At 73.0% G+C, this 11,626-nt stretch carries 14 protein-coding genes; 4 read left to right on the top strand and 10 right to left on the bottom strand.

Annotation, left to right across the window (positions count from 1 at the left end; all coding sequences use genetic code 11):
- A partial coding sequence (locus GXP76_RS30050) for a hypothetical protein (protein ID WP_242574772.1) occupies nt 1-308 on the top strand: 308 nt, incomplete at its 5' end.
- 82 nt (nt 309-390) lie between these two features.
- Here GXP76_RS30050 and GXP76_RS30045 read toward each other — a convergent pair.
- From GXP76_RS30045 to GXP76_RS30030, 4 genes are all read right to left on the bottom strand, one after another.
- Nucleotides 391-741, bottom strand: a complete 351-nt coding sequence (locus tag GXP76_RS30045; protein ID WP_242574771.1) for a hypothetical protein — start codon at nt 739-741, stop codon at nt 391-393.
- A 100-nt stretch (nt 742-841) separates the two neighbouring features.
- A complete protein-coding gene (locus tag GXP76_RS30040; RefSeq protein ID WP_277993984.1) occupies nt 842-1,729 on the bottom strand; it encodes an ABC transporter ATP-binding protein in 888 nt (295 codons plus the stop codon).
- A 2-nt stretch (nt 1,730-1,731) separates the two neighbouring features.
- Nucleotides 1,732-2,832: an iron chelate uptake ABC transporter family permease subunit gene (locus GXP76_RS30035; protein ID WP_242574770.1), complete on the bottom strand. Its 1,101-nt coding sequence runs from the start codon at nt 2,830-2,832 to the stop codon at nt 1,732-1,734.
- Nucleotides 2,829-3,866: an iron ABC transporter permease gene (locus GXP76_RS30030; protein ID WP_242574769.1), complete on the bottom strand. Its 1,038-nt coding sequence runs from the start codon at nt 3,864-3,866 to the stop codon at nt 2,829-2,831. Before GXP76_RS30030 ends, GXP76_RS30035 begins: the two co-directional genes overlap by 4 nt.
- Nucleotides 3,867-4,033: 167 nt before the next feature.
- On the opposite strand from GXP76_RS30030, the gene GXP76_RS30025 reads away from it, so the two are divergent.
- Nucleotides 4,034-4,669: an HAD family hydrolase gene (locus GXP76_RS30025; RefSeq protein ID WP_242574768.1), complete on the top strand. Its 636-nt coding sequence runs from the start codon at nt 4,034-4,036 to the stop codon at nt 4,667-4,669.
- Here the strand turns inward: GXP76_RS30025 and GXP76_RS30020 are convergent.
- Complete coding sequence (locus GXP76_RS30020; protein ID WP_242574773.1) at nt 4,636-4,872, bottom strand: hypothetical protein; 237 nt, start codon at nt 4,870-4,872, stop codon at nt 4,636-4,638. The two genes, GXP76_RS30025 and GXP76_RS30020, sit on opposite strands and share 34 nt — an antisense overlap.
- Nucleotides 4,873-5,105: 233 nt before the next feature.
- Between GXP76_RS30020 and GXP76_RS35745 the strand changes: the two genes are divergently transcribed.
- Nucleotides 5,106-5,489: a cold-shock protein gene (locus tag GXP76_RS35745; RefSeq protein WP_308354223.1), complete on the top strand. Its 384-nt coding sequence runs from the start codon at nt 5,106-5,108 to the stop codon at nt 5,487-5,489.
- A gap of 165 nt (nt 5,490-5,654) precedes the next feature.
- Here GXP76_RS35745 and GXP76_RS30010 read toward each other — a convergent pair whose 3' ends face one another.
- From GXP76_RS30010 to GXP76_RS29990, 5 genes are all read right to left on the bottom strand, one after another.
- Entirely contained in the window at nt 5,655-6,683 is a 1,029-nt protein-coding gene (locus tag GXP76_RS30010; RefSeq protein ID WP_242574767.1) for a questin oxidase family protein, read from the bottom strand.
- Nucleotides 6,684-6,783: 100 nt separating this feature from the next.
- On the bottom strand, nt 6,784-7,638 hold the full coding sequence (locus tag GXP76_RS30005) for a 1,4-dihydroxy-6-naphthoate synthase (RefSeq protein WP_242574766.1): 855 nt from the start codon (nt 7,636-7,638) through the stop codon (nt 6,784-6,786).
- Nucleotides 7,635-8,393 (bottom strand): futalosine hydrolase, encoded by a 759-nt coding sequence (locus tag GXP76_RS30000; RefSeq protein ID WP_242574765.1) that lies wholly within the window; start codon nt 8,391-8,393, stop codon nt 7,635-7,637. The genes GXP76_RS30005 and GXP76_RS30000 overlap by 4 nt, the downstream gene beginning before the upstream one ends.
- A 43-nt stretch (nt 8,394-8,436) precedes the next feature.
- Nucleotides 8,437-8,928, bottom strand: coding sequence for a DUF2771 domain-containing protein (locus GXP76_RS29995; protein ID WP_242574764.1), 492 nt, complete (start codon nt 8,926-8,928; stop codon nt 8,437-8,439).
- Nucleotides 8,929-8,955: 27 nt separating this feature from the next.
- Nucleotides 8,956-10,305 carry an MFS transporter gene (locus GXP76_RS29990; RefSeq protein WP_242574763.1) on the bottom strand — a complete coding sequence of 450 codons (1,350 nt, stop codon included), beginning with the start codon at nt 10,303-10,305 and terminating at the stop codon, nt 8,956-8,958.
- Nucleotides 10,306-10,723: 418 nt separating this feature from the next.
- Here GXP76_RS29990 and GXP76_RS29985 point away from each other — a divergent pair.
- The coding region (locus GXP76_RS29985; RefSeq protein ID WP_242574762.1) for a DUF3027 domain-containing protein at nt 10,724-11,626 on the top strand (903 nt) is incomplete at its 3' end.

The raw sequence follows: 11,626 nt of genomic DNA, 5'->3' as shown, positions 1-11,626 counted from the left end.
TGGCCGCCGCCCTCCTCGTCGTCGGCGCGGTCCTCGGCTCCTGGCTGGCGCTCGCCGGCGGCTGGGTCCTCGCGTACGCCTCACGCAAGCTGTCCCGCTTCGAGGCGAAGCTGGCGGTCTTCGGTCTGCCGATCGTGGCCGTGGTCGGGGGCGGGCTCTGGCTCTGGGGCCGTACGACGGAGCGCTGGGGCGAGCCCATCGCGGACGGCGCGATGGGCGACGCGATCTCGGCGACCTGGCCGGTGGTGATCCGGGTGGCGGCGGTCAGCTCGGCCCTGTTCCTGGTCTGGCGCTCCCGCCGCCGCTGAGACGCCGCCGCTCAGACCCTGTCGCCCTGTCGTCGGACGCCGGCCGGTTCGCGGGCAGCGAGGCCGCCCGCGAACCGTCCCTCTACAGATGCGTACGCGCACGCGCCTTCAAGGTCGACAGACGGGCCCACAGGGCCACCGTGAACAGGACACCGCCGACCACGCAGTAGACCAGCGCGTTCTCCGTCTCCCGCGCGATGCCGACCGCACTCCACAGCGCCCACATGCCGAGGACGACGATGAGCGCCGTCCAGGCGATGTCGGCGACACGGGTGCGGAGCTGGGCGCGCTGGACCGTGCCCCGCTCCAGGTCCGACAGCGGCTCCGGCTCGTGCCCGGTCCCAGGCCCCGGCCCGTCGCCCGTCCGGCCGCCCGGCCCGTCGTGCGCCGCGTACCCCCGCGCCTGTTCGCGGTCCCGCTCCTCCATCGCCATGGTCCGTCATCTCCCGTCGCCGGTCGACGCGTTCGTTCGCGCGTCGGCTCACTCTCCGGCTGCCCCGGGATACGGCCGCTACGCGACGGCAGACCGGCGGCTACGCCGCGTCCGTCCCGCCCCCCGGCCGGTACGGCGCCCCCGGGACCACCAGCGGGGACCCCGTCACCGGGTCCGGGACCACCACCGATTCGAGGCCGAACACCTCGCGTACGAGCTCCGCCGTGACGATCTCGCCCGGCTCTCCCTCCGCGACGATCCGGCCCTTCTTCATGGCCACCAGGTGATCGGCGTACCGCGCCGCCTGGTTGAGGTCGTGGAGCACGATCACGACCGTGCGGCCCTGCTCGTGGTTGAGCCGCCGCACCAGGTCGAGGACCTCCACCTGGTGCGCGATGTCCAGGAACGTCGTCGGCTCGTCCAGCAGCAGCAGATCCGTCTCCTGCGCCAGTGCCATCGCGATCCACACGCGCTGGCGCTGCCCGCCCGACAGCTCGTCGACCGGTCGCTCGGCCAGCTCGGTCACGTCCGTGCGCGCCATCGCGTCGGTGACGGCCCGCTCGTCCTCCTCCGACCACTGCTGCCACCAGCGCTGGTGCGGCTGGCGCCCGCGCGCGACGAGATCGGCGACGGTGATCGCCTCGGGCGCGGACGGCGACTGCGGCAGCAGACCGATCGACTGCGCGATCCGCCGCGTCGGGATGCCCGCCAGCTCCGCGCCGTCCAGCAGCACCGAACCGCTCGTCGGCTTCAGCAGCCGCCCGAGCGCGCGCAGCGTGGTCGACTTGCCGCAGGCGTTGGGGCCGACGATCACGGACACCCGGCCGTCGGGGACGGCCAGTTCGAGATCGTGGACGACCGTGCGGTCGTCGTAGGCGAGCGTCAGCTCATGCGCCGCGAGCCTGCTCACGCCGGTCGCCGCCCGCGACTTCGCCGGGCCGCCGGCGCTCTTCTCCGTGCCTGTTCCCGTGCCTGTGCCCGTCCCCATACTCATGCTCCAGCTCCTGCGGTACGGCTGCGAATGATCAGCCAGATCAGATATGGGGCACCGATCGCGGCCGTGAGCACGCCCACGGGCAGTTCGGTGGGCGCGAACAGCTTGCGCGCGAAGAGGTCGGCGAGCACGACGATCACCGCGCCGAGCAGCGCGGAGCAGAGCAGCGGGATCTGCGCCGTACGCGTCATCCGCCGCGCGATCTGCGGGGCGAGCAGCGCGACGAAGTCCACCGGCCCCGCCGTGCCGGTCGCGACGGAGGCGAGCACCACGCCGAGCAGGACGAGCCCGAGCCGTACGTGTCCCAGGCGTACGCCGAGCGCGGTGGCCGTTCCGTCGTCCAGGGACACCGTGCGCTGGGCGTACGCCGCCCACGCCACCGCCGGCAGCAGGATCAGCAGCACCCAGCCGAGCGGCGCGGCCTCGTCCCAGCCCCGGCCGTTGAGCGAGCCGGTCATCCACACCTGGGCCTGCTGGGCGACCAGGTAGTCGCCCTTCGTCATGAAGAGCGTGGTGAGCGAGCGCAGCGCGATAGCGAAGCCGATGCCGATGAGCACGAAGCGGGTGGCGTGCAGCCCGCCGCGCCAGGCGAAGACGTAGACGAGCACGGCGGCCAGCATGCCGCCCGTGACCGAGAGGTAGGGCAGAACGGCGAACGACGTGACGCCGTACGTCATCGCGAAGACCGTCAGCGCGCTCGCGCCCTGCGTGACACCGATGATGTCCGGGCTGGCGAGCGGGTTGCGGGCGACGGTCTGGATGAGCGCGCCGGAGACGCCGAAGGCGGCGCCGACGAGCAGGCCGACCACCATGCGCGGCAGCCGCAGCGTGCCGACGACCAGTTCGTCCGGCGACGGCTGTCCGAGGACCACCTTCAGGACCTCGGCGGGGGCGACGAAGCTCTCGCCGACGCTGAGGTAGGCGACGCACGTGACGCAGAGCAGCACTGCCAGGGCGCTCGCGACGATCGCCGCGCGCCGGTGCACGAGGAACGACACGCGCCGGGTGCCCAGCCGGGTGCGTACGAGCGAGTATCCGGCGGGCCGCACCCCCGCGCCCTTGGTGACCACTGTCCGGTCGGCTGTGGCCGTACTCATGCCGGTACCGCCTTCCTGCGTACGAGAGCGACCAGGAACGGCACACCGAGCAGCGCCGTCATCACGCCCGCGGGCACCTCGCCCGGCGGGAACAGGACACGGCCGAGCACATCCGCGACGAGCAGCATGACCGGCCCGACGAGCGCGGCCATCGGCATCAGCCAGCGGTGGTCGCTGCCGACGATCGCGCGGGCGATGTGCGGGACGGCGAGGCCGACGAAGGCGATGGGCCCGGCCGCCGCGACACCGACCCCGACGAGTACGGTCGCGCCGACGCCGCCCACGACCCGGACGGCTCCGACGTTCTGCCCGAGGCCCTTCGCGACGTCCTCGCCGAGCGCCAGCGCGTCGAGCCCGCGCGCGACGCTCACCACCAGGACCGTGCCGACGAGGAGGAACGGCCAGACCTGGCCGACCAGTTCGGCGTCCCGGCCCGCGACCGACCCCACCTGCCAGAAGCGGAACTCGTCCAGCGCGGCGGCCCGCGTCGTCAGGATGCCCATCGTCACGGAGACCAGGAGCGCGTTGATCGCCGCCCCGCCGAGGGCGAGTTTGACCGGGGTCGCGCCGCCCCTGCCGCGTGAGGCGATGGCGTACACGGCGACCGAGGCGACGGCCGCTCCGGCGAACGCGAACCACACGTATCCGGTCAGTGTGTGCACCCCGGCGAAGGCGATGGCCATGACGACGCCGACCGCCGCGCCCTGGCTGATTCCGAGGATGCCGGGGTCGGCGATGGGGTTGCGGGTGATGCCCTGGAGGACCGTACCGGCGAGTGCGAGCGCGGCGCCGACCATCAGACCGACGACGGTACGGGGCACCCGCAGCTGCCGTACGACCTCCGCGTCCTCGCTGTGGCCCCCGTTGAGCAGGGCGTCGAACACGGCGCCCGGCGCGACGGCGCGGGCCCCGACCGCGAGGCTGAGCAGGACGGCGAGCAGCAGCGCCGCGGCGGCGGCCGTCGTCCAGCCGATACGGCGGGCGACGAGGGCGCGTCTGGTGCGGTGGGTCGTCGGGACGGCGGCGGCTGTCATCGGGACCAATCGGGTGCGGGGCTCCGGGGCCACGGCGGCGGGACGTGACGTGGCTCAGGCGTGGGCTCGGTGTGGTGTGGCAGGGACAAAGCTTGGTAAGGCTTGGCTAAGTCTAAGCGTCGAGATCAGGCCACCGACCGGCGGAGGGGTCCGGGCACAATGTCGGTATGACTTCGCTCCCGTTGACGGTCGGCTTCGATCTCGACATGACGCTCATCGACTCCCGGCCGGGCATCCACGCCGCCTATCTCGCGCTCTCGGCCGAGACCGGTGTCCCGATCGACGCCGATCTGGCCGTGACCAGGCTGGGGCCGCCGCTCGACGAGGAGTTGGCGCACTGGTTCCCGGCGGAGCGCATCGCGGCGATGGGCGACCGGTACCGGGAGATCTATCCCGCTCACGCCATCGCGCCGACGCTGCTGATGGCCGGGGCCCGTGAGGCCGTCGCCGCCGTTCAGGAGCTCGGCGGGCGGGTGATCGTCGTCACGGCGAAGCACGAGCCGAACGCGAAGCTGCATCTCGCGCACCTCGGTGTGGAACCGGATGCCGTCATCGGCCGGCTCTGGGCGGAAGCGAAGGCCGAGGCGCTGCGCGAGCACGGCGCGAGCGTGTACGTGGGTGACCACACGGGTGACGTACGCGGCGCCCGTACGGCGGGCGCGCTCTCGGTCGCGGTGCCGACGGGCCCCTGCGGCGAGGACGAACTGCGCGCGGCGGGCGCGGACGTGGTGCTCCCCGACCTGCTGGCGTTCCCGCGCTGGCTGCGCGCCTACGTGGCGGAGCCGGCCGCCGACCTGGCCTGACGTCGCTGCGCGGCGATCGACCGCAGGAGCCCGGCGCCGGCGATCACGAAGCCGACGGCCATGAGCATGCAGAGCGCGTAGGCGACGGTCGGGAAGGGGTCCGTCCCGAGGAACAGTGGGGCCACGGTGACCAGGGTGGCGATCGCGCCGACGATGAAGACGATCGCGCCGATCCGCACCAGCCGGTCGCCGGGACCGGCCACTTGGGCGCGCGGTCCGGACGCCGCGTCCGGTGCGGGTTCCGTGGAGGGCGATGAAGGAGTAGCAGTCACTCCACCAGGGTAGTTCCATGCGGACAGGAACCAACCGGCGACGTCTTGTCACCAGCCCCTGGACCATTAGCCTTGGGGACGGCGGGTCGTCCGACCCGCTGTAGTGCTATCCAGAGCCGTTCAGTGCGCGCCAGCGCCCCCAACACATGAGGACGAGGACAGACGTGCCTACCGGCCAGGTCAAGTGGTTCAACCGCGAGAAGGGCTTCGGCTTTCTCTCCCGTGACGACGGCGGCGACGTCTTCGTCCACTCATCGGTCCTCCCCGCCGGAGTCGAGGCACTGAAGCCGGGCCAGCGTGTCGAGTTCGGCGTCGTCGCGGGCCAGCGTGGCGACCAGGCCCTCTCGGTCACGGTCCTCGACCCCGCCCCGTCGGTGGCGGCGGCCCAGCGCCGCAAGCCCGACGAACTGGCCTCCATCGTCCAGGACCTGACGACGCTCCTGGAGAGCATCACGCCCGTCCTGGAGCGGGGCAGATACCCGGACAAGTCCCAGGGCGCGAACATCGCGGGCCTGCTGCGTGCGGTGGCGGACCAACTCGACGTCTAGCACCACCCCGAAGAATCCCGCCGGGCTCACGCGCCCTGGTGCCCTGGCGCCGTGAGCCCGGCTTCCCATTCCCCGCCCCTGACAGGACGGAATCTGGTCGGCCGGCGTCCTGCACCGGAGCCCGAGGCGCGTCGGCACAGCGCCTCGACGACCCGGGGGCGGCCCTCAGTAGATCAGCGGTTCGCTCAGGTCGATCGCGTGCAGCGCCGCCGTCAGCGCCCGTTCGTCGCCCACGTCCAGCGCCGTGTCGGCGAACTTGATGACGTGCTCGTCGCCGTGGGCCAGGGCGCGTTCGAGGACCTCTTCGGGTGTCGTGCCGTGGGCGGGGGTGTACGGGGCCGGCTGGGCCGGGGCGTACATCGAGGTCACCGCCGCCGAGGCCGTCCAGGCCGCGTGCAGGCTCGGGACCCACAGGGCGCGCGGCAGGGCGGGCAGGGTGCGCAGTACGGCGTTCGGGGCCGTCGCCGCGTGGACCAGCATCGTCTCGTCGCCGTGGCCGTGGGTGGCGTAGCGGTGGGTCGCGGCGGCCACCAGGGCCGTCAGCCGGTCCCGTGCCTCGTCCGGGTCGGTGACGTCGGCCGACCAGACCGGCAGCCGGTCGACCCGGGCGAGCCGGTCCCTGAAGCCGCCCTCGAAGTCGCTGATCGGGGGCACGGCCTCCAGCGCGCCGTCCGCGTCCGGGGCGCCGGCGAGCGGGGTGACGCCGGGGACCGTGTGGTGGCGGGCGGCCCAGTAGCCGAGTCCGTGGGCGAGTTCGGTGAGGCGTGGCCCGTTCTCGCCGCTCTCGGTGATGACGCGCACGGCGTGGCCGACCCGGATCACCGGGTGGGTGGACCCGCCGTACATGCCCGGCAGCAGCCGGGGCCACCACTCGGCGAGCACGTCGCGCCAGGGCCGTTCTTCGATGGCCCGCAGGAAGTAGCCGATCCAGTCCGCTCCCCGGCGCGTATCGCCCAGCGCCTCCCGCCAGTTGGCGTCGGTCACGCGGGCCACGGAGGTGGGGAAGTCGTCCAGCCGGACCTGGTAGGCGTCCAGCCACCGGTGCACGGCGCCCGACCGTCCGTGCGTGGCGAGCGCCTCGACCACCATGGGGGCGTGGTTGGTCAGGCGCCACTCGTAGATCTCGGGACCCGAGGCGTGCAGCCGCTCCAGGGCCTCTTCCAGGACACCGCTCGTGTTCGCGTCGTTGGTCATGGGTGTGACGCTAGGACGGGTCCGGCGGTCGCGTATCGGCCGCGCGGACCAGGCCCGCACCGCCGGGTCCTAGGACCGGGGTCCCGGCCGGCCGGGCGGGTCAGCCGAAGGCCAGGGCCTCCGGGGAGAGCGGCGGAACCAGGCCCTCCGCCGCCGCGCGGGTGAGGAGCCCGCGGACCGCCGCGTAGCCGTCCGGGCCCAGGTCGGCGGTGAACTCGTTGACGTACAGGCCGATGTGCTGCTCCGCGACCGCCGGGTCCATCTCCTGCGCGTGGGCGCGGACGTACGGGCGGGACGCCTCCGGGTCGTCCCACGCCATACGGACCGACGTACGCGCCGAGTCCGCCAGCAGCTGCAGCGTGTCCGAGCCCAGGTTCCGCTTCGCGATGATCGCGCCCAGCGGGATCGGCAGACCCGTCGTGGACTCCCAGTGCTCGCCCATGTCGGCGAGCCGGTGCAGCCCGTAGTCCTGGTAGGTGAAGCGCGCCTCGTGGATGACGAGCCCCGCGTCGACCTTGCCGTCGCGCACCGCGGGCATGATCTCGTGGAAGGGCATGACCACGATCCGGCCCACCCCGCCCGGCACGACCTCCGCCGCCCACAGCCGGAACAGCAGGTAGGCGGTGGACCGTTCGGACGGTACGGCGACGGTCCTGCCGGTCAGATCGGCGGCCGGTTCGCGGGTCAGGACCAGCGGACCGTTGCCACGGCCGAGCGCGCCGCCGCACGGCAGCAGCGTGTACTCGTCGAGGACCCACGGCAGCACGGCGTACGACACCTTCAGCACGTCCAGCTCGCCGCGCTCCGCCATGCCGTTGGTGATGTCGATGTCCGCGAACGTCACGTCCAGCTCGGGAGCCCCGGGCACCCGGCCGTGCGCCCAGGCGTCGAAGACGAACGTGTCGTTGGGGCAGGGTGAGTACGCGATCCGCACGGGCGGGGCGGTGTGCCTCATGGCGACTCCTCGAAGACGGGGCTGAGTTGCTGGAAGGCGTACCGCAGCGCGTCCAGCGCCGGGCCGATGCGCCACGCCGAACGGTCGCGCGGGCCGACGGCGTTGGAGATCGCGCGGATCTCGATCACCGGCAGGCCGTACGCGGCGGCGGCCTCCGCGACACCGAAACCCTCCATCGCCTCGGCGGCGGCGCGCGGGTGACGCGTGGTCAGTTCGCCGGCACGGGCCGCCGATCCGGTCACGGTGGACACGGTGAGCACCGGCGCGTGGACGGCGTCCAGCAGGTGCGCGATCCGGGCGGTCGGTCCGGGGGGCGGGAGATGGACGGTGCGGCCGAAGCCCAGTTCGTCCACCGGCAGGAAACCGCCGGGCGTCTCGGCGCCCAGGTCGGCGGCGACGATCGCGTCGGCCACCACCAACGAGCCGAGGGGGGCGAGCGGTTGGAACCCGCCGCCGATCCCGGCGGAGACGACCAGGTTGTACGGCGCGCGGGAGACGGAAGAAACCGGGGAAGCGGGGGAGGCCGGGGAACCGGGAGGGGAGAGTGAGACGGACGCGAGGGCCAGCGCTGTCGCCGTACCGGCCGCCGCCGCGGCGGGACCGACCCCGGCCGCCAGCACATCGGCACTCGGGCGGGCGTTCAGGACGTAACCGCCCGGCAGGGCGCGCTCCGTGGCCCCCGTACCGGCGGCGCCCAGTCCGGCGGAGACCGCGTCGGCCTCCGCCGTCACGGCCGTCACGACGAGTACGCGCACGAACGCCCCTCCCTCGCCGGGCAGCCCGGCCGGTCCGCCAGGATCAGGACTTTTTCTTCAGCTCGAAGTTCCAGACACCGGTGACCGCCTTCTCCTTCTCGCTCGTCTCCACGATCCCGAGATCGACGGACTTGATCAGCTCGCCCGTCTGCGAGGCGAAGAACGAACTCGCCTGGATGGTGCGGTAGGTGTCCTTGTTCGGCTCCGGCTCGACCCGCTGACCGTCGATGTAGAAGGTCCAGCCGTTGTCCGCGATCGCCGGGTCGACGCCGAAGTGGATCCGGTCGTCCAGGGAGACGGAGATCGTCTTGCGCCCGGAGGTGTCGTTGAGGCACTTCGCCAGCACGGACTCCTCCCCGAGCGACTTGCCGTGGTTGTAGCAGGTCGCTTCGGAGTGCACGGAGTCCGTGCCCACCGTCACGGTCGCGACCGGCGTCGGCTTGTCGCAGGCCGAGAGGACGAGCAGGCCCGCGGAGACGGCGCCGAGCGCGACACCGGTCCGGCGGGCCCTGGCAGAGATGAACGCAACGGTCATGGGCCGAAGGCTATCGCCCGGCCGGTCTCATCCGACGCGCGGGTGCGGCGCGCCGTGCCGGGCCGCGCCGAGCAGCCCCCGTACGGAGAACAGGGCGCCGGTCGCGACCAGAGCGGCGGCGACCGACATGCCGAGCACGCCGTTGAGCGGCAGCGCGATACCGATCGCGCCACCCACCACCCACGACATCTGGAGCAGCGTCTCGGCGCGCGCGAAGGCGGAGGTGCGGACCTCCTCCGGGACGTCGCGCTGGATGCACGCGTCCAGCGACAGCTTCGACAGCGCCTGGGTGAAACCGGCCGTGGTGGCGAGCACCGCGATCGTCAGGCCGCCGAAGAACACCGCGGCGAAGATCGCCGCCGTGAGCGCCATACCCAGCACGGTGGCGATGATCACCTCGGGCGCGCGGGCCTTGAGCCAGGCGCCCACCGCCGTACCGATCGCGTTGCCCGTACCGGCGCAGACGCCCACGATGGCCAGCGAGACGGCGGCGCTCTGTCCCGCCAGCGGATGCTGGCGCAGCAGGAACGCCAGGAAGAAGATCAGGAAGCCGGAGAGCGCCCGGTGCGACGCGTTCGCCTGGAGGCCGTTGAAGACGGAGGGGCCGACCGTGCGCAGGCTCGGCCGCTTCTTGCTCCCGCGCGCCACGATCTGCATCTTGCGCTCGCCCTTGGCCGAGTCCACCTTCGGCGGCATCGTGAACGCCAGGAACGTACCCGCGACGAAGATCACGAACGCCCCGTACAGCGGCCACTGCGGCCCGATCTGATGGAGTCCGGCCCCGATCGGGGCCGCCGCACCCGTCGCGAGCAGCCCCGCGAGCGTCACCCGGGAATTGGCCCGGACCAGGGGAAACTTCGGTGGCAGCAGCCGTGGCACGACGGCGCTGCGGACGACCCCGTACGCCTTCGAGGCGACGAGCACCCCCAGCGCGGCCGGATACAGCTCCAGACCGCCCGTCGCCACCGCGCCCGACATCGTCAGCGCGAGCAGCGCCCTGGTCAGCATCGCGCCGGCCATCGCGGCCCGGCGGCCGTGCGGCAGGCGGTCGAGGAGCGGGCCGATCACCGGTGCCAGGAGCGTGAAGGGGGCCATCGTGACGGCGAGGTAGAGCGCGACGCGGCCACGGGCCTCGTCGGTCGGTACGGAGAAGAAGACCGTCGACGCGAGGGCAACGGTGATCATGACGTCACCCGCGCCGTTCACGGCGTGCAGCTCGATCAGCCGGCCGAGGCCGGACTCGCCCGCCCCGTGCGCGTGCGTGGCCTTGCGGATGCCCTTGGCGGTGCCGCTGAACGGCAGGTGCAGGGCACGCCCGACCGTCCGGCCCGCTCTGCGGACCGGACCGGGCTTCTCGGACGACCTGACGGCTGCCACCCCGTCATACTGCCCCCACTTCGGGTGAGGGAACGCTCGCGACGTCCCTGACGCGCTGACTTCGGCTTCTCTTCTCATTACTTTGCCGAGATTTCACGGCCGCCCGGCCACCCGCTCCACCGCGGTCTCCCAGCCCTTTCCCGGGCCGCCGCACCCCCTCCGGGCTGCCCGGACTCCGGGAAAGGGGGCGTGCAGGTGGGCGGCGGGCGGCGGAGAGGGTAGCGTGCGTAGCGCGCCACCGGCGGTTGTTCTCGGCCGCGCGCCTCTTCGTCATCCCGCAGAATGGTTGACGGTAGGTGTGCCCGGGAGACCTCGGGCGTGGACGTCGATGCGGCCCTCTGGTCCGCTCCGCCCACGGCCCGTGCATCGCGACTCGGTCGGCGCACCCGTGAAACGGCGTAGGAGAGAAGCGAGACCTGTGAGTGCTGCGACGACTCGAAGCCGAACCCCCGACCGCCTGTGCGCGGAGGCGGTAGACCTCGCGAGGGCGGCGGCCGAGGAGGCTGCCGCGCCCGGCGTCGTCGGCGAGCATGTGTCGGCGGTGTCCGAGGGCGACCGCGTCGTCACCCATCTCTTCGAATGCAAGGAGATGGGCTACCGCGGCTGGCGCTGGGCGGTGACCGTCGCCCGCGCGTCCCGTTCCAAACTCGTCACCCTTGACGAAACGGTGCTGCTGCCCGGCCCCGACTCCCTCCAGGCCCCCGAATGGGTGCCGTGGAGCGACCGGCTGCGCCCCGGCGACATGGGCCCCGGCGATCTGCTGCCGACCCAGGCGGAGGATCTCCGCCTGGAGCCCGGCTACAGCGGCGAGGACACGCCCCCGCCCAATTCCGTCCTGCGCGAGGCCGTCACCCCGCAGGCCCTGGCCGAGCTGGTCGAGGCGGAGGACATCGAAGTCACCGCGGAGACGGACCGCGACGCCGCGTCCGCGACCACGGGCCGCGGCACCATCTCGGCGGTCGCCGAGGAGCTCGGCATGCGCCGGGCCAGGGTGCTGTCCCGCTACGGGCTCCACATCGCGGCGGACCGCTGGGACGAGTCGTTCGGCGCGAAGACCCCCATGGCGCAGGCGGCGCCCGCGCCCTGTGTGTCCTGCGGCTTCCTGCTGCCGCTCGCCGGCTCGCTGCGGCAGGCGTTCGGCGTCTGCGCGAACGAGTTCTCGCCGGCGGACGGACGGGTGGTGTCCCTGGCGTACGGCTGCGGCGGCCACTCCGAGGCGGCCGTGATGCCCACGCCCCCGCGCCCGGCCCCGCACGTCCTGGACGAACTGGGCGCGGACGCGTTCGAACTGGAGCCCCCGCCCCCGGCCGACACCGCGGAG

Origin of the sequence: Streptomyces sp. NP-1717, from assembly GCF_022695985.1 — a bacterium.
Lineage (GTDB): Bacteria > Actinomycetota > Actinomycetes > Streptomycetales > Streptomycetaceae > Streptomyces.
This window is presented reverse-complemented; position numbering and strand designations above follow the sequence as displayed.

Coding starts and splice junctions, on each gene's coding strand:
- GXP76_RS30045 (WP_242574771.1), bottom strand. CDS start 741: ATGGCGATGGAGGAGCGGGACCGCGAACAGGCGCGGGGGTACGCGGCG.
- GXP76_RS30040 (WP_277993984.1), bottom strand. CDS start 1,729: ATGGGGACGGGCACAGGCACGGGAACAGGCACGGAGAAGAGCGCCGGC.
- GXP76_RS30035 (WP_242574770.1), bottom strand. CDS start 2,832: ATGAGTACGGCCACAGCCGACCGGACAGTGGTCACCAAGGGCGCGGGG.
- GXP76_RS30030 (WP_242574769.1), bottom strand. CDS start 3,866: ATGACAGCCGCCGCCGTCCCGACGACCCACCGCACCAGACGCGCCCTC.
- GXP76_RS30025 (WP_242574768.1), top strand. CDS start 4,034: ATGACTTCGCTCCCGTTGACGGTCGGCTTCGATCTCGACATGACGCTC.
- GXP76_RS30010 (WP_242574767.1), bottom strand. CDS start 6,683: ATGACCAACGACGCGAACACGAGCGGTGTCCTGGAAGAGGCCCTGGAG.
- GXP76_RS30005 (WP_242574766.1), bottom strand. CDS start 7,638: ATGAGGCACACCGCCCCGCCCGTGCGGATCGCGTACTCACCCTGCCCC.
- GXP76_RS29995 (WP_242574764.1), bottom strand. CDS start 8,928: ATGACCGTTGCGTTCATCTCTGCCAGGGCCCGCCGGACCGGTGTCGCG.